Annotated in this window: 27 protein-coding genes; 10 read left to right on the forward strand and 17 right to left on the reverse strand. The window is 62.6% G+C overall.

Features of this window, described 5'->3' with window-relative positions; translation table 11 throughout:
- Positions 1 to 15 precede the first annotated feature (15 nt).
- A complete protein-coding gene (locus ACTHNZ_RS08615; RefSeq protein ID WP_440542081.1) occupies positions 16 to 453 on the forward strand; it encodes an anti-sigma regulatory factor in 438 nt (145 codons plus the stop codon).
- Between the two features lie 55 nt (positions 454 to 508).
- Here ACTHNZ_RS08615 and ACTHNZ_RS08620 read toward each other — a convergent pair whose 3' ends face one another.
- From ACTHNZ_RS08620 to ACTHNZ_RS08645, 6 genes are all read right to left on the reverse strand, one after another.
- Positions 509 to 1876: a PAS domain-containing protein gene (locus tag ACTHNZ_RS08620; RefSeq protein ID WP_440542082.1), complete on the reverse strand. Its 1368-nt coding sequence runs from the start codon at positions 1874 to 1876 to the stop codon at positions 509 to 511.
- Positions 1873 to 2493: a SpoIIE family protein phosphatase gene (locus tag ACTHNZ_RS08625; RefSeq protein WP_440542083.1), complete on the reverse strand. Its 621-nt coding sequence runs from the start codon at positions 2491 to 2493 to the stop codon at positions 1873 to 1875. The genes ACTHNZ_RS08620 and ACTHNZ_RS08625 overlap by 4 nt, the downstream gene beginning before the upstream one ends.
- A complete protein-coding gene (locus tag ACTHNZ_RS08630) occupies positions 2490 to 2891 on the reverse strand; it encodes an anti-sigma regulatory factor (protein ID WP_440542084.1) in 402 nt (133 codons plus the stop codon). The genes ACTHNZ_RS08625 and ACTHNZ_RS08630 overlap by 4 nt, the downstream gene beginning before the upstream one ends.
- On the reverse strand, positions 2881 to 3255 hold the full coding sequence (locus ACTHNZ_RS08635) for an STAS domain-containing protein (protein ID WP_440542085.1): 375 nt from the start codon (positions 3253 to 3255) through the stop codon (positions 2881 to 2883). Before ACTHNZ_RS08635 ends, ACTHNZ_RS08630 begins: the two co-directional genes overlap by 11 nt.
- 4 nt (positions 3256 to 3259) lie before the next feature.
- Positions 3260 to 4237, reverse strand: coding sequence for a protoglobin domain-containing protein (locus ACTHNZ_RS08640; RefSeq protein WP_440542086.1), 978 nt, complete (start codon positions 4235 to 4237; stop codon positions 3260 to 3262).
- Positions 4238 to 4563: 326 nt separating this feature from the next.
- Positions 4564 to 5586: a LacI family DNA-binding transcriptional regulator gene (locus tag ACTHNZ_RS08645; protein ID WP_440542087.1), complete on the reverse strand. Its 1023-nt coding sequence runs from the start codon at positions 5584 to 5586 to the stop codon at positions 4564 to 4566.
- Between the two features lie 261 nt (positions 5587 to 5847).
- Here ACTHNZ_RS08645 and ACTHNZ_RS08650 point away from each other — a divergent pair, with 261 nt between their 5' ends.
- The 6 genes from ACTHNZ_RS08650 (at position 5848) to ACTHNZ_RS08675 (ending at position 13613) form a co-directional block, all read left to right on the forward strand.
- Positions 5848 to 7014, forward strand: coding sequence for an ABC transporter ATP-binding protein (locus tag ACTHNZ_RS08650; protein WP_440542088.1), 1167 nt, complete (start codon positions 5848 to 5850; stop codon positions 7012 to 7014).
- 110 nt (positions 7015 to 7124) lie between these two features.
- A complete protein-coding gene (locus ACTHNZ_RS08655) occupies positions 7125 to 8366 on the forward strand; it encodes an ABC transporter substrate-binding protein (RefSeq protein WP_440542089.1) in 1242 nt (413 codons plus the stop codon).
- Positions 8367 to 8427: 61 nt separating this feature from the next.
- A complete protein-coding gene (locus tag ACTHNZ_RS08660) occupies positions 8428 to 9345 on the forward strand; it encodes a carbohydrate ABC transporter permease (RefSeq protein WP_440542090.1) in 918 nt (305 codons plus the stop codon).
- An 18-nt stretch (positions 9346 to 9363) separates the two neighbouring features.
- Positions 9364 to 10215, forward strand: a complete 852-nt coding sequence (locus tag ACTHNZ_RS08665; protein ID WP_440542091.1) for a carbohydrate ABC transporter permease — start codon at positions 9364 to 9366, stop codon at positions 10213 to 10215.
- A gap of 101 nt (positions 10216 to 10316) precedes the next feature.
- Positions 10317 to 12281, forward strand: a complete 1965-nt coding sequence (locus ACTHNZ_RS08670) for a beta-galactosidase (protein WP_440542092.1) — start codon at positions 10317 to 10319, stop codon at positions 12279 to 12281.
- Between the two features lie 45 nt (positions 12282 to 12326).
- Positions 12327 to 13613, forward strand: coding sequence for an MFS transporter (locus tag ACTHNZ_RS08675; RefSeq protein ID WP_440542124.1), 1287 nt, complete (start codon positions 12327 to 12329; stop codon positions 13611 to 13613).
- Here the strand turns inward: ACTHNZ_RS08675 and ACTHNZ_RS08680 are convergent.
- Entirely contained in the window at positions 13610 to 14071 is a 462-nt protein-coding gene (locus tag ACTHNZ_RS08680; RefSeq protein ID WP_440542093.1) for a hypothetical protein, read from the reverse strand. The two genes, ACTHNZ_RS08675 and ACTHNZ_RS08680, sit on opposite strands and share 4 nt — an antisense overlap.
- A gap of 278 nt (positions 14072 to 14349) precedes the next feature.
- Here ACTHNZ_RS08680 and ppk2 point away from each other — a divergent pair, with 278 nt between their 5' ends.
- A complete protein-coding gene (gene ppk2, locus ACTHNZ_RS08685; protein ID WP_440542094.1) occupies positions 14350 to 15276 on the forward strand; it encodes a polyphosphate kinase 2 in 927 nt (308 codons plus the stop codon).
- A gap of 15 nt (positions 15277 to 15291) precedes the next feature.
- On the opposite strand, the gene ACTHNZ_RS08690 is transcribed toward ppk2, so the two are convergent.
- From ACTHNZ_RS08690 to ACTHNZ_RS08715, 6 genes are all read right to left on the reverse strand, one after another.
- Entirely contained in the window at positions 15292 to 15966 is a 675-nt protein-coding gene (locus ACTHNZ_RS08690) for an HAD family hydrolase (RefSeq protein ID WP_440542095.1), read from the reverse strand.
- Between the two features lie 186 nt (positions 15967 to 16152).
- Positions 16153 to 16659, reverse strand: a complete 507-nt coding sequence (locus ACTHNZ_RS08695) for an NUDIX domain-containing protein (protein WP_440542096.1) — start codon at positions 16657 to 16659, stop codon at positions 16153 to 16155.
- A 138-nt stretch (positions 16660 to 16797) separates the two neighbouring features.
- Positions 16798 to 17166 (reverse strand): MobA protein, encoded by a 369-nt coding sequence (locus ACTHNZ_RS08700; RefSeq protein ID WP_440542097.1) that lies wholly within the window; start codon positions 17164 to 17166, stop codon positions 16798 to 16800.
- The gene (locus tag ACTHNZ_RS08705) at positions 17147 to 17515 is read right to left on the reverse strand and encodes a hypothetical protein (RefSeq protein ID WP_440542098.1); all 369 of its coding nucleotides are present in this window, start codon (positions 17513 to 17515) and stop codon (positions 17147 to 17149) included. Before ACTHNZ_RS08705 ends, ACTHNZ_RS08700 begins: the two co-directional genes overlap by 20 nt.
- Positions 17516 to 17534: 19 nt before the next feature.
- Positions 17535 to 18008, reverse strand: coding sequence for a VOC family protein (locus ACTHNZ_RS08710; RefSeq protein ID WP_440542099.1), 474 nt, complete (start codon positions 18006 to 18008; stop codon positions 17535 to 17537).
- Positions 18009 to 18166: 158 nt separating this feature from the next.
- Positions 18167 to 18553: an ester cyclase gene (locus tag ACTHNZ_RS08715; protein ID WP_440542100.1), complete on the reverse strand. Its 387-nt coding sequence runs from the start codon at positions 18551 to 18553 to the stop codon at positions 18167 to 18169.
- 297 nt (positions 18554 to 18850) lie between these two features.
- Between ACTHNZ_RS08715 and ACTHNZ_RS08720 the strand changes: the two genes are divergently transcribed.
- Positions 18851 to 19417, forward strand: coding sequence for a hypothetical protein (locus tag ACTHNZ_RS08720; RefSeq protein ID WP_440542101.1), 567 nt, complete (start codon positions 18851 to 18853; stop codon positions 19415 to 19417).
- A 124-nt stretch (positions 19418 to 19541) separates the two neighbouring features.
- Positions 19542 to 20576, forward strand: a complete 1035-nt coding sequence (locus ACTHNZ_RS08725) for a histone deacetylase family protein (RefSeq protein ID WP_440542102.1) — start codon at positions 19542 to 19544, stop codon at positions 20574 to 20576.
- A gap of 60 nt (positions 20577 to 20636) precedes the next feature.
- Here the strand turns inward: ACTHNZ_RS08725 and ACTHNZ_RS08730 are convergent, their stop codons facing one another.
- The 4 genes from ACTHNZ_RS08730 to ACTHNZ_RS08745 form a co-directional block, all read right to left on the reverse strand.
- Positions 20637 to 21488, reverse strand: a complete 852-nt coding sequence (locus tag ACTHNZ_RS08730; RefSeq protein ID WP_440542103.1) for a carbohydrate ABC transporter permease — start codon at positions 21486 to 21488, stop codon at positions 20637 to 20639.
- A 12-nt stretch (positions 21489 to 21500) separates the two neighbouring features.
- The gene (locus tag ACTHNZ_RS08735) at positions 21501 to 22469 is read right to left on the reverse strand and encodes a carbohydrate ABC transporter permease (protein WP_440542104.1); all 969 of its coding nucleotides are present in this window, start codon (positions 22467 to 22469) and stop codon (positions 21501 to 21503) included.
- Positions 22470 to 22542: 73 nt separating this feature from the next.
- Positions 22543 to 23796, reverse strand: coding sequence for an ABC transporter substrate-binding protein (locus ACTHNZ_RS08740; protein ID WP_440542105.1), 1254 nt, complete (start codon positions 23794 to 23796; stop codon positions 22543 to 22545).
- Between the two features lie 63 nt (positions 23797 to 23859).
- Positions 23860 to 25860: a beta-galactosidase gene (locus ACTHNZ_RS08745; protein ID WP_440542106.1), complete on the reverse strand. Its 2001-nt coding sequence runs from the start codon at positions 25858 to 25860 to the stop codon at positions 23860 to 23862.
- Positions 25861 to 25870: the final 10 nt, after the last annotated feature.

The raw sequence follows: 25870 nt of genomic DNA on the forward strand, positions 1-25870 counted from the left end.
CATCGGGCCGGCAGCATGACCACCCGCCGCACGTCCGGCGAAGGTATCCACGTATTCGTCAACGGTGCGTCGGATGTCGATTGGGCTCGGCTCTCAGTCCACGAATTGGCCGTGAAAGAAGGCTTCGCCGAGGCAAGGGCCGTCGCGCTGGCAACGGCCGTCTCGGAGATCGCACGCAATATCGCCGTGCATGCGGGAAAGGGAAAAATGTCGTTCGTGCCGATCACGGATGGGCGACGTCGAGGCATCGTCGTCATCGCACGCGACGATGGGCCGGGCATTGCCGACATCGCGCTGGCCATGCAAGACGGCTATTCGACGAAAGGCAGTCTCGGCTTAGGGCTCTCGGGGGCGAAACGTCTCGTCGACGAGTTCCACATCGAGTCGATCGCCGGCGCCGGCGTAACGATCAGGCTGACGCAATGGGACGAAGGCGACGTGCGCGGTGAATGATCGGCGCAATGCCGCTCGATCCGCTTTCCATTTTTTCGCTTCCCGCGTCGAACTTTCAGCTTGAACTGGCGTCCTTCGCCTCGAGCGAGGCGAGCGGCAGAATAGCCGTCAATGCGAACCCTGCGCCGGGCTCGCTGCTGATCCTGATCTCGCCGCCCAGCAGCGCGGCTCGCTCGCGCATGCCCAAGAGCCCGAACGAATGCCGTCCCTTCGCGCCGTCGATCGCCGCGCCCCGGCCGTTGTCGACGATCCGGACGATGCAATGCGGGTCGGCGCGCACGATGTCCAATACCACCTCGCTTGCCCCCGAGTGCCGCGCAACGTTCGTCAGCGCTTCCTGCACCATTCTGAACATATCGATGCGGCACTCGCGGTTGAACGCGATCGCGTCCGGATCGATATGGCGGATCACGCGGATGCCATAGCGCGCGGAGAATTCGTCGATCAGATTGTCGATTGCCGGAATCAGCCCGAGATCATCGAGCATGACCGGATGCAAATCGGCGGCAATGTGCCGGATCGATTCCACCAGCTCGTCGATCATGGCGTAGAGTCCGTTCAACGTGCTTTGCGCGGGCCACGGCTGATCGGTGCGCACACCGCTTTCCAATAGCGACGTCGCCATTTTAAGTGCCGTCAACTGTTGGCCCAGATCGTCGTGGAGCTCGCGGGCGATGCGCGCCTTTTCTTCTTCGCGAACGTGCTGGATGTGCGCCGACAACCGCCGCATCTCTTCGCGCGAGGCACGCAGCGCTTCTTCGTCGCGCTTGCGATCGGTGATGTCCAGGATCCAGCCGACCATCCGATAGGGCTCGCCGCTATCGTTCCAGAGCGCTTGGCCGCGCGAATGCACCCAGCGCGGTTCTCCCGATTTGGTGCGCACGCGATATTCGACGTCGTAGACCTGGCGCCGATCGAGGTGCGACATCAACGATTGCGTCACGCGCTCGAAGTCCTGCTCGTCGATCGCGCCGAAGTGGGCTTGACGCTCGTTGGGCAGTTCGCTGTCCTCGTAGCCCATGATGCGTTTGAATTGCGGTGAGAAATAGATCTCGTCGGTCTGCGGATTCCAGTCCCATAGCCCGGCCATTGCGCCGCTGACGGCGAGCTGGAACCGCTCTTCGCTGGCGGTCAGCGCGGCGCGGTAGCCTTCGATCGACAACTCGAACGGCGCGAGCAGCTCGTTGAAGAAGGCCGTCGCGGCTTCCATGAGGCGCGGTTGATCGCTCGGCGGCGCCGGCAGCACGAGCGTGTCGAGCGCCGCGCGATGCAAGGCTGCCATATCGAGCAACCCCAGCCGCTCCATCATGGCCCGCCGGCCCAGTTCGTACGAGTAGGCGAGTCCCGCCTCGCTTTCGTCTTCGAGGTAGGTGCGAAGACCGGCAAGGTAGTCGGCGCGCAATGCCCCGAGCCGCGTCGTCATGGCGACGCTCCGAGAAAGCGCGCCACGACGACGTGCGCGTCGTCCGTTCCTTTCGCATACCGGACCAAAATCGACTCGGCGATCGCCTGAGCGCTGAATTGCGCGACGATACCCGAACTGAAGTTGCTTCGAATGCCGTCGGTCGCCATGACGAGGAGATCGCCGGGAAAGAGGGGATGCCGATTGGCGTGCAGGGAAGGCAAGCGATAGCCGACGACCCCGCCGCGCGTCGCGATCGCCTCGTTGCGCGCGGTCTCGTGCTTGCCGGCTCGCACCAGCACGCTGTCGACGTTGCCCACGCCCGTCCACGTCAACGACGATTCGCGGGCGTCGAACCACGCTACGCTCATGACGGCCCCGCGCGTTCGACGCATCGCTTCGTGGCAGTGTTGGACGAGCTCGACGACCGATGCGCCGGCGTGCGCCTGAATCACCGGCATCGCCGTGCTGACGGCTTCCGCGGCTAGGAAGCCATGCCCGAGGCCGTCGAGCAGCGCGACGAGTGCACCGTCGTCTCGCTCGACGACGGCATGTGCGTCGCCGGACAATTGCTCGAGTGCACGACCGGCCCAGCCCCACTCGATCACGGAGGTTCGGGGCGGGACCGGCGCAGTCATCTCAACCACCTCTTCATCCGCACGGTCGTGCCTTTGCCGACGACGGACGTAAGCTCGAACTCATCCATGATGCGCTTCGTGCCGGGCAGGCCGACGCCGAGACTCTTCGCCGTCGAATAGCCGTCGCGCATCGCGAGTTCGATGTCGGGAATGCCGGGGCCTTCGTCCTCGGCAACGATCATGATGCCTGACCGAATGCCGTCGTTGAGCTGGCATATCCTCACTTCCCCCCGATGCGCGTAGCTCACGATGTTGCGGGCGATCTCGGAGATGGCCAGCGCGATGATCGTGCGGTCCGTATTCGAAAACCCCGTCTCTGCGGCCAGTTCCCGCCCTTTCTGGCGAGCGATGACGACGTCTTCCTCGCGTTCGATCGGCACGCGAATCTCAGCGGGCATGGCCCACGCTCCTGATCGCGGATTTGCGCAAACGCTCGAGGCCTTCTTCGAGGTCGAGCGCAGTCGCGACGCCGTCGAGCGCGAGTCCGAGCTGCACCATGGCGAATGCGACCTCCGGTTGGATGCCGACGACTACGGTCGTGGCTCCGCGTAGCCGTGCGACATACGCGATGCCGCGCAGCGTCCGCGTGGCGAACGAATCGAGCACGTCGAGCGCCGTGACGTCGATGACGACGCCCTTCGTGCGGTACCGGCCGATCTTGTCGGCGAAGTCGTCCCGCAACTGGATGAGATCCTGATCCGACAGGACCGACTGGATCGAGGCGATCAACACGTCGCCTTGCTTGAGAATGGGAACGGCCACGGTGTCAGATCCCCCTGTTGACGCGGGCCTCGATGGGCTCGTCTTGCGCTCGCGCGACGCGATAGCCGAGCGTTTGTTCGGCGAGCTCGATGCCGCCTTGGAGGTCGCCGACCGTGTCGAGGCTGCCGAGTTCAATGCCGAGCGAGACCAGTGATTGCGCCACCGGGGCGGAGATCCCCGTCACAATCACCTTCGCCCCCATGAGGCGGGCCGCCGTCACCGTTTGGAGGATATGGTTGGCGACGCGCGAGTCGATCGTCGCGACGCCCGTGACGTCCATCACGACCACCTTTGCGCGATTCGCCCTGATCGCTTCCAGCAGGCTTTCGGTGATGAGACGTGCTCGGTAGGTGTCGATGACGCCGATGATCGGCAGCAGCAGCAACCGATCGCGCAGTTGCAACACGGGCGTGGAGAGCTCGCGGATCGCCTCTTGCTGCTGGCGAATGACGCGCTCCCGCTCGAAGACGAGCACGTCGACGATCAACCCGAGATCGAAGAAGGCGACCTTCTTCAGCGACATGAACGCTTCGAACGCTTCGATCGGCGAGCGATCGGCGTGTTTCATGACCTGCGTGCCGATGTGCTTGAGCAGGTTCAGGAATGCGCCGAGGAACATGCGCAGATCGAGCCCCGCCATCGCATAGAGCAGGCCCAGCTCGAGCCGCTGCTCGACATAATCGGAGTCGTAATCGCCCGACACCATGCCGCGCAAATGTTCCAGCTTGAGGTGCCGCGCTCGCTCGGCGAGGGCGCGATTTTCGAGGAGCGTGCGCGCTTCGTCGAGGCTCGCGAGGTGATCGAAGAACGCCGCCGCGTAGTCGTCGAGCTGGTGAAGCACCACCTCTTTGATCGTCGCGATCCGCGCTAAGTCGGTCGGCGTCAGGCCGACGATTTGCTTGCGGCGCTCGATTGCCCCGCTGTTGAGCCCCATTTGATGCATCAACGCAAGCGATTCGCGTTGTTCGAACTGCTCGGCCATGCGCGCCTCCTCGGTTGCTGTCCGGGGCGATCGAGTTCGACACCGGACAAACGGATTCCGGAATACGACACGGCAGCCCGGCGGCGGTCAGCGTGTCGGCAAGTCACCGCGGTACCGGGTTCCGGCGCCGCGTGCATCGCAAGTTAGTCTCGTTTTATTGCAGCAATGACTGTGGCATCTGACTAGGTTCGTTGAACCGGGCTTATCGGAGTAAAGCTATCATGCTGGGATAGGATATTGTCCGAAGTATAGACGCGCTCGCCGAACTGGCAAAGCCGTGCTGGCGCACCGAAACGTTTTCCGTGAGCAGGCGAGGGCGCGATGGCTCAGCGGCGCCGCGAAGGCGCCGGCCCCGTCGATTCCCGCACGACGAGCTCGGGCGCCCGCACGACATACCGTTCTTGAGTCGGTGTGCCGCCTTCCACCATCTCGAGCGCGAGCGCAACCGAGCGCGCCGCGATGTCGGCCGTCGGCAAGCGGACAGTCGTCAATGCGGGCCGAAACTGGTGAGCGAGCGTGATGTCCGTCAGGCCGATCACGGACAAATCGTGGGGTACCCGCTTGCCTAGATCGGCCGCCGCCTGCATCGCGCCGATCGCCATCAAGTCGTTCGTCGCGAAGATCGAGGTCACGCCCGGCTTCCTGTGCAAAAGGCCCATGGCCGCCTCGTAGCCGCATTCGATCGAATCATGCGTCTGGACAGTGACCAGTGATTTCTCCGAATGACCATGCGCGGCCAGTCCCATGGCAAAACCGTCGAGCCGGATCGTTTGCGGGTTGCCCGACCCGGCGCCGACGAGCGCGCCGAACTTGCGGTGGCCGAGGCCCGATAGATGCGAGGCCGCGAGCGAGCCGGCCGCCGCGAAATCGGTCGTGACGCAGGGCAGGGCGCGCGATGCCTGAACGTGCTCCCACATGCAAAGGACGACGGCGATGCCGCGGCTGGCGATGTCCGTCAGCTCGCTTTCGCCGAGGTTCGTGTTCATGACGAGGACGCCCGAGGCGAGTGAACCCGCGATTTGCTCCAAGTATGCGCGCATGATCGCGGGATCGTCATCGGTATTGCAGACGAGCAGGAAATACCCACGCTTGCGCGCCTCGCGCTCGGCCGCGAGCACGAACTCGGGATAGAACGGGTTCGTGATGTTCGAGAGCATCAGCGCAAGGGTGGACGTGCGGCCCTGGGCGAGCGCACGGGCCGTCAAATTCGGCCGGTAACCGAGCTCGCGGATGGCGGCCATGACGCGTTCGACGGTTTCCGGCTTCACTTTGTGCGGATTGCGCAGCACGTTCGACACTGTCGCGCCCGTGACCTGCGCGCGTCGCGCCACTTCGGCAAGCGTTACCACAAACGGTTTCCCCCGACTTCAGCGAGCGCCGGTACGGTCGATCGGCGCATAAGGTATTGCTTGTTCATATCCTGGGACGGCTTCCCAAAAGTTGCGCGACCTCGATCCATTGCGATACGTTCCATCCCATCGAATAGCATTGAACAAGACCGGAGACGACATGGTACGAGCATACGCCGTGTTTTGGCGACAGAAATTTAAGCGCTTAAATTTCTGCGGCGACATCAAGCAATACGGGTTCGGCGACGAAGGGAGGGCGTGATGGCGGCTATTTCGCTACGGCATGTCTCGAAGCAGTACGGGCAGCATGCTCCGGTGTTGCGCGATGTCGATCTCGACATCGCCGAGCACGAGTTCTGCGTCTTCCTGGGCCCGTCGGGCTGTGGGAAGTCGACCTTGCTGCGCATCATCGCGGGTCTTGAAGACACGACGACGGGCGAGCTTCGCATCGGCGACCGGCGCATGAACGAGACGCCGCCGGCCGAGCGCGGTGTCGCGATGGTGTTTCAGAGCTACGCGCTGTTTCCGCACATGTCCGTGTTCGACAACATGGGCTTCGGGCTGCGCATCGCCGGTGTGCCGAAGGAGGAGATTCGGCGCCGCGTCACGGACGCCGCCGGTGTGCTGCAACTCGATGCACTGCTCGATCGCAAGCCTAGGCAGCTTTCGGGCGGCCAGCGGCAGCGGGTGGCGATTGGGCGCGCCATCGTGCGCGAGCCGAAGGTGTTTCTCTTCGACGAACCGCTTTCGAACCTCGACGCCGCATTGCGTGGGCAAACGCGGATCGAGATTGCGCGCTTGCATAGCCGCTATCGCGAGGCGAGCTCCGTCTACGTGACGCACGATCAAGTGGAAGCGATGACGTTGGCGGACAAGATCGTCCTGCTGCGTTCCGGCGATGACGTGGCGCGGATGGGCAGCATCGCGCAGGTGGGTGCGCCGCTCGATCTCTATCATCGGCCCGCAAGCTTGTTCGTGGCGGGGTTCATCGGCTCGCCCCGGATGAATTTTCTGCCGGCGGTGATCGAATCGATCAGCGACGATGCCATCGGATTGCGATTGAGCGACAGCGGCGAACGCCTGACGATGTCCGGTCATGCGTGGCGCCGACCGCTTCATACCGGCGAACGTGTGACGCTAGGCATTCGACCTGAGCATCTTTGTGTGACGCCTGACGGTGAGGCGGTCAAACCCGAATGCGCGATCGTGAGAACGGTACAACTCGTCGAGCAATTGGGCGAAGCGGCCTACGTTCATCTCGATCAGCCGGGCGGCGCGCCGCTGCTGGCGAAGATGCCGGGGACCGCTTCGCTGCGACGCGGCGATCGTCATGCCTTCCATTTATCGAACGGCGCGTGGCACTTATTTGATGAACAAGGCCATGCCATCGTCTTCGATCGAGACCGAGAGGTTCTCATCGCCGCGTGAAGTCGCGGGCAATACGCAGTAGCCCATAGGTAGTCGCCCATAGGTCGTAGGTAGTTGCCGATACGCAGTAGACACACCGACAGTCGAGATCGACAAAAGGAGACAGAGACATGAAGCACCCTGTACGCATGATCGCGCTCGCTTGCATCGCTTGCGCGACGGTTGCCGCCATCGCGCCGGCCCAGGCGGGAACCGTGAACGTCACCGTATCGGCGCGCGGCAATCAGCGCGCCACCTGGCAAAACGCATTCGACGAATTCAAGAAGGCGAATCCGGACGTCGATCTGAAAGTGAGCTATGTCGGCGACGAGGCATACAAGGTGCAGATGTCGGGTTGGCTCACTACCGAGCCGCCCGATGTATTGAGCTGGAACAACGGTGAACGCATGGCGTATTACGCGAAGCGCGGGTTGCTTGCCGATCTCACGAGCGATTGGAAGAAGAACGGCTGGGATCAGATGTACGCTTCGGTGAAGACATCGTCGACCTATGCGGGCAAACAGTACAGCGTGCCGCTCGGCACCGATGCCTATGGCTTCTTCTATCGCAAGGACCTATTCCAAAAGGCGGGGATTACGGCGGAGCCGACGAATTGGACTCAGTTTCTCGACGACTGCAAGAAGCTGAAGGCCGCCGGCATCGCGCCGATCGCGGTTCCCGCCAGAGATGCTTGGACGCTCGCGGCATGGTTCGACTACCTCGACCTGCGTATCAACGGCTACGACTTCCATCAGAAGTTGATGGCCGGCGACATCGCCTATACGGATCCGCGCGTCAAGCACATCTATGAAACCTGGAAGACGCTGATCGACGACAAGTACTTTATCGATAACGCGCTTTCCTACGATGTCGATTCAACGAGCCCGCTGCTCGTGAACGGGCAGGCCGCCATGTTGTTGATGGGCACGTTCTTTTCGGCGGGACTGCCGGCATCCACGCGTGCGGAGATGGGCTACTTCCGCTTTCCCATCATCGATGCGTCCGTGCCCGTTGCCGAAGACGGGCCCGTCAATGTGCTGATCATGCCGGCCAAGGCAAAAAACAAGGCTGACGCTCGCCGCTTGCTCGCTTTCATGGGCACGCCGCAAATCAACGGCGAACTCGCGAAGGGTTGGGGGCAATTGCCGTCGAACAGCCAGGCCGCCGAGCCGCAGGACCCTATCGCGAAGATCGGCTTCCATACGCTTTCGAGCACGACGGGCGGGATCGCACAGTTCTATGACCGCGACATGACGAAGGAAATGGCGGATGAAGGCATGAAGGCGATGCAGCAGTTCTTCTCCGATCCGACTCAGATCGATTCGATCCTGCAGCATCTGGAAGCCACGCGTAAGCGCATCTACAAAAAGTAAGCGCGCTCGACGAGCGGGGGGCGTGCCGGTCCCCCGCCCCACTCAGTCGGAGTCTCACACCATGTCGATTTCCGTTACGCAGCGGTCGTTGCGGCGAGCGTCGCGGCCCGCGGCCAAGAAACCGATACCGCTCAATCAGCGGCGGACGCGAGCGGCATTGCTGTTTTTGCTGCCGGGTCTCGTGCTTTTCTCCGTCTTCGTCATCTATCCGATCCTCAGCAGTATATGGCTGAGCTTTCATCATTGGGACGGCATGACGGCGAAGACCTTCGCGGGCCTCGACAATTATCGTGAACTGTTCGCAGCCGACACGTTTTACGTCGCGTTGAAGAACAACTTGATTTGGCTGCTGTTGTTTTTGCTGGCGCCGCCTGCCGGGCTGGGGCTTGCGTTGTATTTGAACCAAAAGGTATTCGGCATCCGGCTCGTGAAGTCGTTGTTCTTTGCGCCGTTCGTGTTGCCGGGCGTGGTGGTGGGGCTGGTGTTTTCATGGTTTTACGATCCGACGTTCGGCTTGTTGAAACTCATCGTCGGCCATGGCATTCCGGTGCTGGGCGATCCGCACTACGTGACCTACGGCATCATTTTCGCCGCACTGTGGCCGCAGATTCCCTTCTGCATGATCCTTTATCTGACTGGGCTCACGGGTATCAACCCCGAGATCGTCGAGGCGGCGAGAATGGAAGGGGCGCGTGGTGTCGCGCTCTTGTGGCATGTGATCCTGCCACAGTTGCGTCCCGCCACGTTCATGGCGGTGGTGCTGACGGTGATCGGCGCATTGCGCAGCTTCGATCTGATTTCCGTCATGAGCGGCGGCGGCCCGTTCGACAGTTCCACGGTGCTCGCCTATTTCATGTACGACCAAGCGATCAAGTACTACCGCGAGGGCTATTCGGCCGCGATCGCCGTCGTCCTGTTCGCGATCATGCTGGTCTACATCGCCTGGCAATTGCGCGGCTTGGTGCGCACCGAGTCTTAGCACATTAGGGAGTCCTCGATGTATCCGATGCCTGTTGAACGGTGGCGACCCGTTCCGAGAGCCCTGTATCGACTGTCTCTGCCCATCGCGCTGCTCGTGTGGCTGGTGCCGTTGCTGGCCGTGCTCGTCACCTCAGTGCGCTCGAGCGAGGAACTGCTGACCGGCGATTACTGGGGGTGGCCCAAACATTTCGCACTGATCGAAAACTACGGTATGGCGCTCACGCAAACGCCGATGCTGCATTACTTCGGCAACAGTTGCCTGATCACGTTGCCGGCGGTGGCGATTTCGATCTTTCTTGCGTCGATGGCGGGGCATGCGCTGGCCAACTATCGATTTCGCGGCAGTACGGCGCTCCTCGGATTGTTCGTCGCCGGTAACTTCGTGCCGATTCAGATTCTCATGATTCCGGTGCGAGAACTGATGGCGAGCTTGCATCTCTACAACACCGTATGGGCGCTCGTCGTTTTCCACGCGGCGTTTCAAACCGGGTTCTGCACACTGTTCCTGCGTAACTTCATCCGCGAACTGCCCTATGAATTGATCGAGGCGGCGCGCATCGAAGGCGCGAGCGAATGGGCAATCTACCTGCGAGTGGTGCTGCCGCTCGTGCGGCCGGCATTGGCGGCACTGGCCGTGCTCGTCTTTACGTTCGTTTGGAACGATTACTTCTGGGCGCTATGTCTCACGCAGGGCGATGACGCGGCTCCGATCACCGTCGGCGTGGCGGCCCTCAAGGGGCAGTGGACGACGGCGTGGAATCTCGTCTCGGCGGGCTCCGTGCTGGCGGCGTTGCCGTCGGTGGCGATGTTCTTCGCGATGCAAAAGCACTTCGTGGCCGGGCTGACGTTCGGGGCGACGAAGGGATGATGCCGGCGCCGCACGAGACCGGAGGCGAAGCCGGTCGCGTCTGCGCTCGCGCGCACCGATAAATCGCGCGACCTCTATCTACGGAACCAAGGACACTATCAATGCAGCTCGGCGTTTGTTATTACCCGGAACATTGGCCGGAAAGCAAATGGGAAAGCGATGCGCGGCGCATGGCGGAGATGGGCATCGCACGCGTGCGTGTCGCGGAATTTGCCTGGTCGAGGATCGAGCCCGAGCCTGGCCGCTACGATTGGGCGTGGCTCGACCGCGCGGTGTCGATGCTCGCGAGTCACACGCTGGAAGTCGTCCTCGGAACGCCGACGGCTTCACCGCCGAAATGGCTGGTGGATGCGCACCCGGACATTCTACCGGTCGCTCGTGACGGCAGCGCGATGCAGTTCGGCTCGCGTCGTCATTACGACATCTCGAGTCCGATTTATCGCGAGCACTGCGCGCGCATCGTGGGCGAGATGACGAAGCGGTACGGCATGCATCCCGCGGTCGTGGCCTGGCAAACCGACAATGAACTCGGTTGCCACAACACGTTGCCGAGCTATACACAGGCGGCGCTGCATCGCTTTCGGCGGTGGCTGGCGCGGCGCTATGAAACGATCGGGGTACTGAACGCGGCCTGGGGCAACGTGTTTTGGAGCATGGAATACCGTAGCTTCGACGAGATCGAGTTGCCGCACCGGACGCCGACGGACGTGAATCCCTCTCACCTGCTCGACTATCGGCGCTTTCAATCGGAGGAGGTCGCGAGCTTCCACGCGTTGCAGGCCGATTTGATCCGCCGGCATTCCCCCGGGCGCGACCTGCTGCACAACTTCATGGGGTTTTACTCCACGTTCGATCATTATGCGTTCGCGCGGCATGGGCTCGATGTGGCGGCTTGGGACAGCTATCCCGTGCCGCGCACCGAGGTGTTGCCGTTGCTTGACGCCGAGAAACATCGGTGGGCTCGCACGGGGCATCCCGATGTATCGGCGTTCAGCCATGACCTTTATCGCGGGGTCGGCAACGGACGCATGTGGGTGATGGAGCAGCAAGCCGGTCCCGTCAATTGGGCGCCGTGGAACCCCGTGCCGCTGCCGGGCATGGTTCGGCTTTGGACCTGGGAAGCGTTTGCGCACGGAGCCGAGCTCGTGTCCTATTTCCGTTGGCGCCAATGCCCTTATGCGCAGGAGCAAATGCACTCGGGCCTCAATACGCCCGACGACGAACGCTCGCCTGGCGGCGGCGAGGTAGCGCTGGTTGGGCAGGAATTGCGCGTGCTCGGCATGGCGGCGAGCGATTTGCGCGCCGAGCGCGCATCGGTTGCGTTGTTGTTCGATTACGAAGCGGACTGGGTGATCGAAACGCAGCGGCACGGCGCCGACTTCGACTATCAGTTCTACGTGTTCGAGTGGTACAGCACGCTGCGAGCGCTTGGGCTCGACGTCGACATCGTGTCGGCGCGCGCCGATGTCAGCGAGTATCGGCTCGTGGTGGCGCCGACGCTGCCGATTCTGCCGGATAGCGTGATGGAGCAGGTCGAGCGCGGGACGAACCATTGGGTGTTCGGCCCGCGTACCGGATCGAAATCCGAAACGCTGGCGATCGTGCCGCAGTTGCCGCCGGGCAAGCTGAAAGCGGTGCTGCCTGCGCGCGTGATCGAAGTCGAATCGCTGCGTCCGTCGCTTAGGCCCACGCTGCGGATCGGTGATGAGGAGGGCACGGCGCTGCGATGGCGAGAGCACGTGCAGCCCGGCGTGCAGACGGAAGTGATCGCGCGTTTCGATGATGGCCTGCCCGCCGTGCTTCGACGAGAACGTGTGACGTATATGGCGGCTTGCTTCGACCGCACGCTGTTGCGCGCGGCAATCCAACAGTGCGTTCGCGACGCGGGCATCGGCGCCGCGCCGTTGCCCGAAGGCCTGCGGCTGCGCCGGCGCGGGGCGTTGAGATTCGCGATCAACTACGGAGATCGATCGCAAAACGTGCCTGCACCGGCCGGTGCACGATTCGTGCTCGGCGGCTCCGTGGTGGGCCCTATCGACGTCGCGGCTTGGATCGAGGAACCCTAACCGGTGAATACGCGCTTCGGCGATCTTCTAAAGACGCGGCATTTCATGCCGCTGGCGGTGACGACGCTGATGCTCGGTATCGCGTTGTCGTTCACGATGCCTTATCTGTCGCTATTCGGTGTCGAGCAAGCGTCGATGTCGCCGTGGCAGCTCGGCATCTTCATGACGGTCATCTCGGCGAGCGGCGTATTCGCGAGCTCGGCCGTCGGGCGTTGGTCCGATCGCTCCGGGCGTCCCCGGGCGCTGCTGATCGCGTCGCTCGTCGTCGCTATGCTGGGCTATGCGAGCTTGGGCTTCGTGCGCGGCTATGCCGAGCTCTTGCTCATCGGCGTCGTATTGCTGGGGCCTGGCGGTGCGTCGCTGTCGCAGATCTTTGCGTTCGGCCGTGTGGCGTTGCCGATCGAAGATGCGGCTCAGGCCGAATTCGCATCCGCCACATTGCGCACGCTGCTGTCCGCGGCTTGGGTGTTCGGTCCCGCGGTTGGCGCGTTGATCTTGGCGCAGACGGGGTTCAAGGGGTTGTTCGTGTTCGCCGCCGCCAGCTTCGCCGCGAGCGCGGTCATTGCATCGCTGATCGCCGGGACGAAGCGGGTAAGTAACGATTCGATCGTCGAGGAAGCGCGCAAAGCGTTGCCGCGAGGGAGCCTCGATGGTTCATCGACCTCTGCGGCGAGTGGCACGGAGAAAGCGCCTGCGGCAACGGCTCGCGCGCGGGCGTCGACTACTGCCGCGGAAACGCGTGCACGGGGGACGATCCCGCGCGTCCTGCTCGCATTGACGCTGATCGGTCTCGCGGCCAACGCGACGATGATCCTGTTGCCGCTGTTTCTCGTCCACGCGCTGCATGGCACCCGCTTGAACGTGTCGGCGGCGCTTGGAATCGGCGCATTGCTCGAAATCCCGATGATGCTTTGGCTCGGCGCGAAGTCGTCGCGATTGCGCAAGCAGAACTGGCTGACGGCATCGGCGGTGGTGCATGCCGTCTATTTCGTCGCGCTGGCGATGATTGGGCAGCCCTCGGCTGTCGTTCCGCTTCAGGTGTTGCCGGCCGCGGTCGTCGCGATCACGTCTTGCCTCGGTATGACCTACGTGCAAGATCTCATGCCGGGCGAGACCGGCGCCGCAACGGCGTTGTTCTTCAACGCTTGGCGCGTCGGGTCGATCCTGTCCGGTGTCCTGTCGGGGATCGTCGTCGGGGCGTTCGGGTATCGGGTGGCGTTCCTGCTCTGTGCTGCACTTGCCGTATGTGCATTTGCGCTGCTGTCCTTCGATACGCTTCTCATGCCGAGACGAGGCCGCGCGCCGCGCCGCGGCGCGAGTCACCCTTCCTAGCTTCGCGCGTGACGCGGCGCAGGCAGGAGCGACGCGATGACCTCGGAAAGCGTCGTCGTGCCGAAGCGGCGCTCGCCCGTGCCGGCTTCGACGTCGATCTTTCCTGCGTTATGTGCGTCGTAGAGATCGATGATCAACTGGGCGTGGTTCTCCGACATTCCGGCCGCGAGCATCGTTGCGGCCCACTCGCTGCGAGGCAATTCGAAAGCCGTGACGTCCTTGCCGGAAATTCGGCTCAAGGCCCGCGCGGCATCGAGCACGGTGACGCGTTCGGGGCCTTCGATGCTGACGACTCGTGGCCGATCGGATCGCGGCGCTCCATCGCGCAGAAGATCCGCCGCGATCGAGCCGACGTCAAAAGCGGAAACAGTCGGAAACGCCTTGGAGAGGGGATGATGCAAACTCGGCAAGACGCCTTTTTGCAGAGCGACCGGCATCATGCGCGCCCAGTTTTGCATGTGCTCTGCTGATCGAAGCAGCGTTAAACGGCCTGCAAGCGGAGCGAGACGGGTCTCCAGATGGTGATACAGCATCGTGATTCCCGTGCCCGCCTGCAATTGCGCGCCGTAATCGGATAGCGCCAGTACGCGAGCGGGCGGGGCCGCGCACAAGTGCGGTGAATGGTGCACCGCGGCGGTAATATGGCTGACACTTCCGGCCGGCGATAATCGCGCTCGGTAGGCGACCGTCTAGCGGGGCGGCCCACGGAAGCATCTTCATCTTCAGGGAGCATGTGATGGACAAGCAGGATCCGAGAGCCGACGCCCAGTTCCTTGCCGAACGGCAGCGCCGCTTCGAGGAGGATCTCGTCGATGCGTACGATGAAGAGCTCGAAATGGAGGTGGACGACCGCATCCTCGACGGCTCCGATGCGTTCACGCCTGAGGCGCGCAACCTGCGCCGGCACTACTTCCGGGAGTTGTTCCGCTTGCAGGGCGAACTCGTGAAGCTGCAAGACTGGATCGTGCAGACGGGTCACCGTCTCGTCGTCATCTTCGAGGGCCGCGACGCGGCGGGCAAGGGCGGTGCGATCAAGCGGATCACGCAGCGGCTCAATCCGCGCGTTTGCCGCGTGGCGGCATTGCCGGCGCCGAGCGACCGCGAACGCACGCAGTGGTATTTCCAGCGCTACGTGGCCCATCTTCCGGCGGGCGGCGAAATGGTGCTGTTCGATCGCAGCTGGTACAACCGGGCCGGCGTCGAGCGCGTGATGGGATTTTGCACCGACGAGGAATACGAAGAATTCTTTCGCTCGGTGCCGGAATTCGAAAAGATGCTCGTCAGAAGCGGTGTCCAAATCCTCAAGTACTGGTTTTCGATTACGGACGAGGAACAGGAAATCCGCTTCCAAGCTCGCATCCACGATCCGCTCAAGCAGTGGAAGCTGAGCCCCATGGATCTCGAAAGCCGTCGCCGCTGGGAAGTTTATACACAGGCGAAGGAAGTGATGTTGCAGCGCTCGCACCACGACGACGCACCGTGGTGGGTCGTGCAGGCGGTCGACAAGAAACGGGCTCGCTTGAATTGCATTCACCACCTGCTGAGCCAGGTGCCGTACTGCGAGGTCGAGCACCCCGTCATTACGCTGCCGGAGCGCGTGCACAACGAAGATTACATTCGCCAGCCGGTGCCGGAGCAGATGATCGTTCCAGAGATCTATTGAGCAGAACGGCGAAGCTCAGGCGGCAAGGGCGCGGATGCCGAACCACGCGGCCATCCGCTCGATTGCCTCGTTCAGGCTACCGAGGTTCGCAAGGCTCGCGGCGATGACCTCATCGGGCGGCGGCTTCAAATCGGGCACCGTCACCACTTGCATCCCTGCCCGATGCGCGGCGAGCGCGCCGTTCTCGCTATCCTCGAACGCGAGGCACTCGCTCGGCGATTTGCCGAGCCGGGACGCGGCAAGCTCGTACACGGCCGGGTCCGGCTTGCCGCGCACGACTTCGTCGCCGCCTGCGATCGCGTCGAACAAATGAAGCACCCCTACCCGCGAAAGCCGCGCGCCGATCTCTTGCCCGCTCGAGGAAGACGCCACCGCGCACGGCACGCCCGCGTTGATCAAAGCAGCCAATAAGTTTTGAGCGCCGGGCTTGAGCGGATACACCGGTGGTGCCGTCGGAGACTGCAACTGCTGTCGGACCCTCTTCAGTGCCTTCTGAAACACGGGCTCCGCTCCGAACATTTTCGCCAGCATGGCGTGACACTCGGGCAGCGATCTGCCGATGATTTCGACGTAGTCGACCGGGCGGATGTGTACCCCCAATTCGCGCCCGGCGGCGATCCACGTGTTCATGATCGTCCGTTCGGAGTCGATCAGTAACCCGTCCATGTCGAAGATTGCGGCGGAGAACATATGCATGGAGCCGAGTCAGAAAAATGTGAGGAGTGTCGACGCACTATAACCGGTGGCGGCCCGGCTCGACTTGAACATTTCCGACAGAAACGTGGTTCGATCGCGCCGAATTCGCCGCCAAGGGTGCCGCGGCGCATCCCGATTCGGCTCGTCTCATCTGCCTGTTCGGCGCCGACGGACCATCGATCATCGCGTTCGAGTCGATTCGTTGCCGAGATTGCCGGCGAGATACGCAGCGACCGCCGAGGTCACGGCAATCCCGGGCAATTCGTCCGGGGACACCAGGCGCGCGGCGACGATCTCGCGATGATCGAGCCGCAGCGCCGGCAGGCTATCGAGGTGCAGTTCGAAGAAATGCACCTGGTCTCGGCGCCCGTCCCAAAGACCGCAGGCGCTGCCCACGGGCATCAAATGGGACGGCGAAAGGCCGATCTCCTCTTCCATTTCACGCTGTGCCGCTGCATCAGGTGCTTCGCCGGGCCGGATACTGCCGCCGGGCAAACCCCACTCGGCGCGATACGATGACTTCACCAGCAGAAGCGCCTTGCCGACGTAGATGGCGATCAGCGCACCCTGGTGAGGCGGCCGTCTAAGGCGCCACCAGGCACGAGCCAGTCGAAATCCGAGGCGAAGTGCGACGCGCCAGATGGCGTCGACGAGCATGGTCGATCTCGATCGCTCGAGGCTTGGCATGAGGTTTCTGTTCCTGTCGTGTTCGCAGGCCCTTCCCGTGAGCCCTTTGCATTCGGTTGGTTCGAAGCGTTGAACGCTTCAACGCTTCCCGCACCGCTGCGGCACCGTAGTGTAGCCGGAGGGGGGCCGCTCAACCCGCTATGTCACATGACCGTTCGCCCGGTAATTCTCGAGCCGCTGATGCAACACAGGAAGCGCCCGCTCGCGCCAGAAGCTCGGACTGACCATGCCACCGGACATCCCGCCGTGATCGAGGCGCGGAACGTGAAACGGCTCGGCTCGAGACAGGGGGCGTCCCGTCAGTTCGACATAGAGTGCTTCGATGATGCGGGTCAGGCATTCGGCGGACTCGGGAATGGGGCGGCCCGCCATCTCATGCCGCATCTCGCGCCACAACAATGGATCGCCGCGCAGGCCCCACTGATTCGGCTCCGGGTCGAACAGCATCGAAGCGGTGTCATCGACGGCGTTCACGCAGATGTCCCGCTCACGCCAGTGGTTGGTCATCGATGAATGCCTGATCCGCTTGCGGATCATAAAGCACGAGCGAATGCGTATGGAGCAATTGCTGGATGAAAGCGCCAACTTCCTCCGCCCTGCTGAAGCTCATGCAGACGATCAGATGACGAGATCCTTGTTCGAAGTCGCACGCCCACGGGCTGTCATCCAGCCGCTCCGCTTGCAGGGCCGACAACTGCGGATAGCGACGCTCGAGTGCCGAGACGAAGCTCTGGAGCGTCGCGTCGTCGCCTTCTTCGTCAGTCGCTTCGCCCGCGCACGCCTGTTGGTACGACGCGCGAACTTCCTCGAGCGTCAGCCCTTTCCGATTCGCAAAAAACGCTAGGTCGTAACTCATTTGAAATCCCGGCCATTCGTCAACCGTTGGTCCCCGCATGAGCGGCTTTCAGCTTGGCGAAATCGAACTTCGTCATCTGCATCATCGTTTCGGCGACGCGTCCCGCCTTGACCGGATCGGGATCGGCCATCATCGCCATGAGATCGTGGGGCACGATCTGCCACGACAGGCCGAACCGGTCTCTGAGCCACCCGCAATTGTCATAGGAACCCCCGCCTTCGACAAGCTTCTCCCAATAGCGGTCCAACTCCGCCTGATCGTTGCAGTCGACCATGAACGATATCGCATGATTGAACGACTCGGTGCGTTCGTGGCTCATGGCGAAGAAAGTCTGCCCGAACAGCACGAATTCGACGACCTTCGTGGCGCCGGCGCTCGGAACAGGGGTGACGCGAACGACGCGCGAATCCGGGAAGATGCTCGCATAGAAAGCGGCGGCTTCTTCCGCTTCGGTGGAGTACCAAAGAAAAGGCGTGATCTTTTGAATCGACATGGCAAATCTCCTAGGGTGTCGGCTGAACGAAAGGCCGCGTGCAGGCGTTCACCGAGACGACGAACGAGAGCCTTCGAATTCGACACGGCGGCAAGCTGCCCTACGCTTTTTCGAACACTGCAGTTCAATGGCCGATGGTGCAACCCCAAAACGGCGGCTCAAAGCTGTGCTTCAATTGCCGCCTTATCGATCACCGACCACACCTGCGCGATCTTCCCACCGCGAAACGCGTAAAACACGTTTTCGGAAAAGGCGATTTGCTTGCCGCGCGTATCCAACCCTAGAAACGTCGCCGCAGGCGTACAAACGAAACGCAGCCGGCTCGCAATCATGGGCGGCTCCGTCACCAACAGCTCGAGCTCGAAACGCAGGTCGGGTATCTGTCGAACATCGCGCTCCAGCATCGCTCGATAGCCGGATAGCCCGATCTGTCTACCGTTGTGGCAGACGTCGTCGTCGACGAACCGACCCAGCGATGCCCAATCGCGCAGATTCAGGCAGTCGAGGTAGGTTCGATAGATGACGGCCAATGATCGCTCGTCCATGGAGGGCTCTCCTCGCCGCTCGACGGCGGCAGGCGTTGATCAACTAGACCGCTCGGTGCGGCGGGCGTTCGCAGCGATGCCCAAAAAAGCACAGCCATACACCGACTACCGACTACCGACGCTTTTGGCGCATTCGTTTGCGCATGTCCCTCGATTCTTCCTAAGATAGGGGAACGCTCGAATTCCCGGGCGCCGACTGAAGGTTCGAATGCCATGAAAAGCAATCCTCGGCCGCACCCCGATCTTCACGTTTCTCGTTCGCGACGGCTCGACCGCACCACGTTACGGGCATGCTCCTTGACCGTTGCGGTCCTCGCCTTCGGCGGCTGTGCCTCGACGGCACCGCAACAGCAGAGCACGGCAGCGCCCGCTTCCCCGCAAGCTCAAGTTCAAGAGCAATGCATCGGCGCGATCCATCCGCCGTACGGCCTCACGCCTGTCAGCGATCCCGCATTGCTTGCGAAGGCGATACAAGCGCCGACCAAGGGCGGCTTATGCATGGGAGAAGTGTTCCAAGCGACGCAACCGCTGACCGTCTATCGAGTTTGGGATTCGAGCAAGCCCTGGGGACAGTATGGAAGCTGGTGGAGCTTCAATCCCCCGGCCGGCCCGAGGGACGCTTACCGAGTGGAAAACGAAATTTGCCCGAGCTGGAGCAAACTCGATCGCGTGACGCAATGCCGCTTGAAAGTCGGCTCCGAGATCGTCATCGGTCCCGGGCAGAGCGCACAGTGCGGCGCCCAGGACAACGGCGTCAGCTACCCGCCGTCGGCTGCCATCCAGGTGTTCGTCCCGAACGACACGTCGGACCCGAGCAAGGAATTCGTATCGGATTGCGTTGCCGCAATCGCCTGGCCTCGATGATCGGGCTTGCCGTCCCGATCGCATTGCCGGCGGCTGCATTTCGCCGGCATCCTACGGTTATCCGCAATCGTGGACCGTGCCGATACCGTAGACTGTCGGATTCGCCCAACTCGATAACCCGACTATGCTTACGGTCTACAGCAGTGATCATCGCTTGCATCACGGAGTCGAACTGAAGGATGGCGCCATTTCCGCGTCGTTCGAAAAACCTGAGCGTGCGGAGACCGTTCTCGCGCGAGTGAAGGCCGCTGGCCTCGGGGAGATCATCGCTCCGCGTGCCTACGATCGTTCGGAGTATGCCGGGGCGCACAGCGAGCGCTACGTCGAATTCTTGGCGAACGCGTGGAGCGAATGGACCGCGACGGGCCGCAGTTGCCAGGCATTGCCGCTCGTGTGGCCGATTCGGGGATTGCCGAGCACCGAATTGCCGCAATTCATCGACGGCAAACTCGGCTTCTTTGCGATGGATGCGGGCGCGCCGATCGGTGCGGGCACCTGGGAGGCCGTCTGCTCGAGCGCCAACTCGGCGCTGACCGCGGTGGACCGTTTGTCCGACGGCACGCGCTCGGCATTCGCGTTGTGCCGCCCTCCTGGTCACCATGCGGGCCGCGAATACATGGGCGGCTATTGCTACTTGAACAACGCCGCCATTGCCGCGCAACGCTGCCTCGAGCAGGGTGCCAAGCGCGTGGCGGTGCTCGACATCGATTTCCACCACGGCAACGGCACTCAAGACATCTTCTATCAGCGTTCCGACGTGTTGTTCGTATCGATTCACGGCGATCCGACCGTTTGCTATCCCTATTTCTCGGGGCATGCCGACGAGCGCGGCATCGGCCAAGGCGAAGGATTCAATTTGAATCTGCCGTTGCCGAAAGGATCAGCGATGCCCGCGTTCGAAGCGGCCTTGTTCGATGCGAGCGCAACGATTGCGCGGTACCGGGCCGATGCGCTGATCGTTTCGCTCGGCGTCGATACGTTCGAAGGCGATCCGATCAGTCACTTTCGGTTGCGCACGCCCGATTACCTGCGCATCGGAGAGATGATAGAAGGACTCGGCGTGCCGACGCTTTTCGTGATGGAGGGCGGGTATCTGGTCGACGAGATGGGCGTCAACGCCGTCAATGTCCTGCTCGGCTTCGAAGGCGGCGCCCGATAGCCAACGGTCGATAGCCGGGGAAGGCGGGCGCAGCCCGCCCGCCGATGACGTAGGCAACGTTCAGCCTTTCGTTGCTCCGAACGTCAGCCCCGCGACAAAATGCTTCTGCATCGCGAAGAACATCGCCACGGACGGCAATGCCGCCAGGATCGAGCCCGCCGATACGAGATTCCAGGCCGTGGTCCATTGTCCCTTGAGCGCGGCCACGCCGACGGTGATCGGCGCGGCATCGTCGCCTTGCGTGAGGCACAGCGCCCAGAAGTAGTCGTTCCAGACGAACGTGAACACGAGGATCGCGAGCGCAGCCAACGCCGGCCGGATCAACGGCAGCACGATCCGGAAGAAGACGGTCCATTCGTTGGCGCCTTCGATGCGAGCAGCCTCGATGAGCTCGAACGGCAATTGCTTGATGAAGTTTCGCAGGAAGAGCGCGCAGAATCCGGTCTGAAACGAGAGATGAAAGAGGATGAGGCCTTCAACCGAGTTGTAGAGCCCCAGCTTCAAGGACAAGTCTCGAACCGGAATCATCAACACCTGAATCGGCACGAAGTTGCCGGCAACGAACGTCGCGAACAACGCCGAATTCCCAGGAAACCGGTAGATTGCAAGCGCGAAGCCGGCCATGGCTGCGAGCGCGATCGCGCCCGCCACAGCGGGCAGCGTGATCTGCACGCTGTTCCAGAAGTAGTGCAGCATGGGCGACGTCGTCAGCGCGTCGCGATAGTTGTCGATGAGCGCGAAATGCTTGGGCCATCCCCAATAATTGCCTTCGCTGAGTTCTTCCGATGACCGCACGGAAGTCACGAGCACGGCAATCATCGGCAGCAGCCAAATCAGCAGCGCCACCGGGAGCGACAGCTTATAAGCGCGTCGCGCGGCGGGTCTCCATTTCTCGACCGGCATGGGAAACATGATGAGGACTCCTTATCGCTCGTTTCTGAGCAACCGGCGCAAGTGATAGACGATGTAGAGCAGCATGATCGCGAACAGCACCACGGCGATGGCCGCCGAGTAGCCGAGCCGGTAATATTTGATCGCCTGGTCGTACATGTAATAGGCCAGCACCGTGGAGCTCTCGAACGGGCCGCCGCCGGTCATGACCGAGATCAAGTCGAAGCTGCGCAGCGCGCCGATGACGGTGACGACGACGGCCATGAACGTTGCCGGCCGCAACTGCGGCAGGATGACGTGCCAGAGCAAGGCCCATCCTTTGGCGCCTTCCATCCGAGCAGCTTCGATCTGCTCGCTGCTGAGCGTGGTGAGCCCCGTCAGGTAAAGAATCATGCAGTACGCGGTTTGCGGCCAGAGCGCGGCGAGGATGATGCCCGGCGTGGCATAACGGGGATCGCCGAGCACCGGGATGCCATGCCCGAGGATCAGCGCGAGCAGGCCGAACGTCGGATCGTAGAACCAAGAGAAGATGAGGCCGACGACCACGCCCGACAGCACGAACGGCGCGAAGAACAGCGACTTGACGATGCGGATGCCGGCTACGGCTTGATTGAGGTAGAGCGCGAGCGCCAACCCCATCGGCGGCGCCAGCAAGAACATCGCGAGCCAAATGACGTTGTTCTTCAGCGCCGTGTAGAAAGTCTGCGAATGAAAGAGCTCGATGTAGTTCGCGAGGCCGACGAACGTCGCATCGGTCATCCCGTCCCAGCTGTAGAAGCTCAAGCGAATCGTCGAGAGGACCGGCCAAACCACGTAGATCGCCACCATCACGCACGCGGGCGCGAGGAACAAGAACGCGGCGCGGCGCTGACGGCGCGCTGTCGGCGATACGCGGCGGCGCGGGCGCCCGCTCGGGCGCGCTGCCGGAGCGGCGGGCGGGATGCCGCCGCCGGGGCCGGCCGCGCCGGCGTTGTCGGCCCGGTGGGTGATGAACTGAGACACGAGAACCTCCTGAACGTACTCTGCTGCTGCGTGCGGCATCGATCGGGCATCGCTGCCGCACGCCGTCCTTCGGCTACTTCTTGTAGATCCGCTGCCGCGCCTGCTCGAGATGCGCGAGGATCGAATCGAGCTGCGACGGATCGGACACGAACTGCTGCATGCCCTTCATCCCTTCGTCGGCCATTTCCTTCGTCATGTCGCGATCATAGAACTGCGCGATGCCGCCCTTCGTGTTCGACAGGATCTGGAAGCCGATCTTCGAAATGGGATCGTCGGGCTCCGGCGATTGGCTGTTGGCCGACAACGAGCCGAGGCCCACCGCCAGCTGCGCACCGATCTTCGGCGTCTCCGTAAAGGCGAGGAACGCACGAGCGTCGGCCTTGTTCTTCGCCTTGGCCGGGATATTGAGCGTTTCCACGGGGCCGTCCTCGGCGGTCGGCACGTTTTGATCGATGATCGGGAATTGGAAGTAGCCCATCTCCGATTTCACCGTGGGCGAGAAGCCGCCCGTGATGAACGTCCCCATCAGCATCATCGCCGCCTTGCCTTGGAACAGGAACGGCTGAGCCGAGTCGAGGTCGTACGACAGCGAGTTCGGGATGAAGTAGCCGTCGTCGAGCAGTTGCTTCCAGGTCGTGTAGACCTTCTTCACGCGCGGGTCGGTGTAGGCGACGTCGCCGGCCATCAGCTTTTGATGGAATGCGTTGCCGTTCAGGCGCAGGTCGAGATAGTCGAACCAGCCGGCCAGCGTCCACGCATCGCGGCCTGCCACCGCAATCGGCGCGATACCGGCGGCCTTGAGCTTCTTGCAGTCGTCGAGGAATTCGTTCCACGTCTTCGGCTCGCTCGCGATGCCGACCTTCTGGAACAGATCCTTGCGATAGAACATGCCCCACGAGTAGTACACGGTGGGTGCGGCATATTGCTTGCCCTCATACGACGACGCCTCTTTCGTCGACGCATAAGTCTTGTCCCAGCCGTTCTTCGCCCAGTCGTTCGTCAAGTCTTCGAACAGCCCGCGCTTGGCGTAGTAGGCCATGCGTTCGCCGTCGTGCCAGTTCACGATGTCGGGCGGGGCCGTCGTGAGCCACGCCGGCAATTGCACCTTGTACGCTTCCTCGTCGATGAACGCGACTTTGACGTCGGTGCCGGGGTGCGTCTTCTTGAACTCGTCGACCACCTGCGTCCAGACGGCACGCTGGCTCGCGCCCTTGAACGCGATGTTGATCTCGAGCGTGCCGGCTTGCGCCGTCGTGGCGAGCGTGCCCATCGCGAGGGCCGACGCCAGCGCGACGGCGGCGAGCTTGGTGCGGGGTTTGTTCGTCATGCCTGTCTCCTATGTATTACGTCGTTGTCAGTGCTGCATCGGATTCGTTGTGGCGTGCCGAGTTCAACGCGCCGTCGTGCGATAGGCGGCGACGCCCTGCGGCTCGATGTCGTGCGAGCCGATGACGAACGCGTCGTTCGGAATGTCGGCCGGCAACGCATGCGCTCGAGGTCCGTAGTTGAAGACCCACGTAAGGCCCCCCCGCCGGCTCTCGCGGATGAATTCGCCGAGCGGCTTCGGCGCGAGGCCGGCTTCGGTGGCGATTCGGGCGAACAGCGCTAGCGTGGATGCTTCGTCGAACAAGCTGGCTAGATAATGCACGGCGCTGTACTTGACGTAGGCGGGATGACCGTCGCTGAACACGGCACGGATCTGCATCGATTCGTGACCATCGCCGCTCGAATCGAAGTCGAGCAGATCGCGCCAGTGCCGTGCATGGCCTTGGGGCACGCTGCCGCTGAACGTCACGCGCGGGTTCACGTTCGGCCGTAGCGATTCGACGCGCCATACGCGCACCGGCATCAGCGAAGCCAAGGGGCCGGGAGGCAAATTCGACGGGATCTGTAGGTCGGCCGTTTTCGAGCCCGTCCGCGGCCCGACGATGATATGCGCATGCGTGTTCGCGAGCCGCTGCACGAGGTCGTCGGAAACGATCGGCAACGGCGGCACGACGATGAGCTTGTAGCCGTCGAGCGATGCATGAGTCGGAACGATGTCGACGTCGAAGCCGAGTGCGCGCAGCGCCGAATAGTACTCGACGGCATAGCGCGGATAGTGGAAATCGATGCCCTGCGGCTGAACCTCGAAGAGCCACTTGGCTTCGTAGTCGAACACGAGGGCGACACGCGTGTCCACCTTGCCGTCTGCGTCGATACCGGCGCCTGCATCGGCCAAGGTGCGTAGTTCCTGCGCGACGCGCTCGGCTTCGCCGCCGCCGACGTCGAGCCGGTTGTCGGGCGTGTTCAAGCCGGCGTGCATCTGTTCTTGCGCGAACGGTGCCTGCCGCCAACGGAAATACGATACACAGCCGGCACCATGCGCAAACGCTTCCCAGCTCCAGAGCCGCACCATGCCGGGCAGCGGAGCGGGATTCCATTTCGCCCAGTTGACGGGGCCCGGCTGCTGCTCCATGACCCAGAACGGCAGCTTCGACATGCCGCGGTAGAGGTCGTGATTGAACGACGCGAAGTCCGGGTGGCCCGTGCGCAGGTACTTCGCCTTGACTTCGGGCTCGTACCATTGCTCCTCGAGCGCGCCGAGCGGATAGCTGTCCCACGAGGCGACGTCGAGATCGCCGGCCACCTTGTAGTGATCGAATTCGGTGAACAGCTGCATGAAGTTGTGCGCGATCGGCCGGCCCGGCGAATGCTGGCGGATGATCTCGACTTGCATGCGGTTGTAGCGTGCGACTTCATCGGAGGCGAAGCGCCGGTAGTCGAGCCGGTGCGATGGATGCGCTTCGGTTACCGTTCCGATCGGGGCGTCGATCTCGTCGAAGTTGCGGTATTCCATGCTCCAGAACACCGTGCCCCACGCGCGATTCAATGCGCCGATGTCGCCGTAGCGCGTCTTCAACCACTCGCGAAAACGCGTGACCGCTGCCGGCGAGTAGCTCACCACCGTCTGATGGCAGCCGAATTCGTTGTCGGTCTGCCAATAAGCGACGGCGGGATGCCGGCCGTAGCGCGATGCGACGGCTTCGCAAATCGCCTTCGATGCTTCGTAATAGGACGGCGACGAGAAGTCGTAATGGCGGCGCGATCCGAATCCGCGCACGTGTCCGTCGGCGCCGACGGGCAGAATATCGGGATGGCGATCGATGAGCCATTTCGGCGGCGTGGCCGTCGGCGTGCACATGACGACCTCGAGCCCCTCGGCCGCAAGTGTGTCGATGGCGCGATCGAGCCAGCCCCAATCGAATTCGCCCGGCGACGGTTCGATGCGGCTCCAAGCGAATTCGGCGATTCGCACTTGCTTGATGCCGAGCGATCGCATCCGCGCGGCGTCTTCCTTCCACATGGCTTCCGGCCAGTGCTCGGGGTAGTAGCAAACTCCTAGGCGCATTCCCATGATC

The organism is Trinickia sp. (genome assembly GCF_051953955.1).
Taxonomy (GTDB): Bacteria; Pseudomonadota; Gammaproteobacteria; order Burkholderiales; family Burkholderiaceae; genus Trinickia.

Excerpts from the sequence above, each read along its gene's own strand:
- ACTHNZ_RS08615 (WP_440542081.1), top strand. The coding sequence starts at position 16 with ATGACCACCCGCCGCACGTCCGGCGAAGGTATCCACGTATTCGTCAAC.
- ACTHNZ_RS08620 (WP_440542082.1), bottom strand. The coding sequence starts at position 1,876 with ATGACGACGCGGCTCGGGGCATTGCGCGCCGACTACCTTGCCGGTCTT.
- ACTHNZ_RS08625 (WP_440542083.1), bottom strand. The coding sequence starts at position 2,493 with ATGACTGCGCCGGTCCCGCCCCGAACCTCCGTGATCGAGTGGGGCTGG.
- ACTHNZ_RS08630 (WP_440542084.1), bottom strand. The coding sequence starts at position 2,891 with ATGCCCGCTGAGATTCGCGTGCCGATCGAACGCGAGGAAGACGTCGTC.
- ACTHNZ_RS08640 (WP_440542086.1), bottom strand. The coding sequence starts at position 4,237 with ATGGCCGAGCAGTTCGAACAACGCGAATCGCTTGCGTTGATGCATCAA.
- ACTHNZ_RS08650 (WP_440542088.1), top strand. The coding sequence starts at position 5,848 with ATGGCGGCTATTTCGCTACGGCATGTCTCGAAGCAGTACGGGCAGCAT.
- ACTHNZ_RS08655 (WP_440542089.1), top strand. The coding sequence starts at position 7,125 with ATGAAGCACCCTGTACGCATGATCGCGCTCGCTTGCATCGCTTGCGCG.
- ACTHNZ_RS08660 (WP_440542090.1), top strand. The coding sequence starts at position 8,428 with ATGTCGATTTCCGTTACGCAGCGGTCGTTGCGGCGAGCGTCGCGGCCC.
- ACTHNZ_RS08665 (WP_440542091.1), top strand. The coding sequence starts at position 9,364 with ATGTATCCGATGCCTGTTGAACGGTGGCGACCCGTTCCGAGAGCCCTG.
- ACTHNZ_RS08670 (WP_440542092.1), top strand. The coding sequence starts at position 10,317 with ATGCAGCTCGGCGTTTGTTATTACCCGGAACATTGGCCGGAAAGCAAA.
- ACTHNZ_RS08675 (WP_440542124.1), top strand. The coding sequence starts at position 12,327 with ATGCCGCTGGCGGTGACGACGCTGATGCTCGGTATCGCGTTGTCGTTC.
- ACTHNZ_RS08680 (WP_440542093.1), bottom strand. The coding sequence starts at position 14,071 with ATGCAAAACTGGGCGCGCATGATGCCGGTCGCTCTGCAAAAAGGCGTC.
- ppk2 (WP_440542094.1), top strand. The coding sequence starts at position 14,350 with ATGGACAAGCAGGATCCGAGAGCCGACGCCCAGTTCCTTGCCGAACGG.
- ACTHNZ_RS08690 (WP_440542095.1), bottom strand. The coding sequence starts at position 15,966 with ATGTTCTCCGCCGCAATCTTCGACATGGACGGGTTACTGATCGACTCC.
- ACTHNZ_RS08695 (WP_440542096.1), bottom strand. The coding sequence starts at position 16,659 with ATGCCAAGCCTCGAGCGATCGAGATCGACCATGCTCGTCGACGCCATC.
- ACTHNZ_RS08700 (WP_440542097.1), bottom strand. The coding sequence starts at position 17,166 with ATGACCAACCACTGGCGTGAGCGGGACATCTGCGTGAACGCCGTCGAT.
- ACTHNZ_RS08705 (WP_440542098.1), bottom strand. The coding sequence starts at position 17,515 with ATGAGTTACGACCTAGCGTTTTTTGCGAATCGGAAAGGGCTGACGCTC.
- ACTHNZ_RS08710 (WP_440542099.1), bottom strand. The coding sequence starts at position 18,008 with ATGTCGATTCAAAAGATCACGCCTTTTCTTTGGTACTCCACCGAAGCG.
- ACTHNZ_RS08715 (WP_440542100.1), bottom strand. The coding sequence starts at position 18,553 with ATGGACGAGCGATCATTGGCCGTCATCTATCGAACCTACCTCGACTGC.
- ACTHNZ_RS08725 (WP_440542102.1), top strand. The coding sequence starts at position 19,542 with ATGCTTACGGTCTACAGCAGTGATCATCGCTTGCATCACGGAGTCGAA.
- ACTHNZ_RS08730 (WP_440542103.1), bottom strand. The coding sequence starts at position 21,488 with ATGTTTCCCATGCCGGTCGAGAAATGGAGACCCGCCGCGCGACGCGCT.
- ACTHNZ_RS08740 (WP_440542105.1), bottom strand. The coding sequence starts at position 23,796 with ATGACGAACAAACCCCGCACCAAGCTCGCCGCCGTCGCGCTGGCGTCG.
- ACTHNZ_RS08745 (WP_440542106.1), bottom strand. The coding sequence starts at position 25,860 with ATGCGCCTAGGAGTTTGCTACTACCCCGAGCACTGGCCGGAAGCCATG.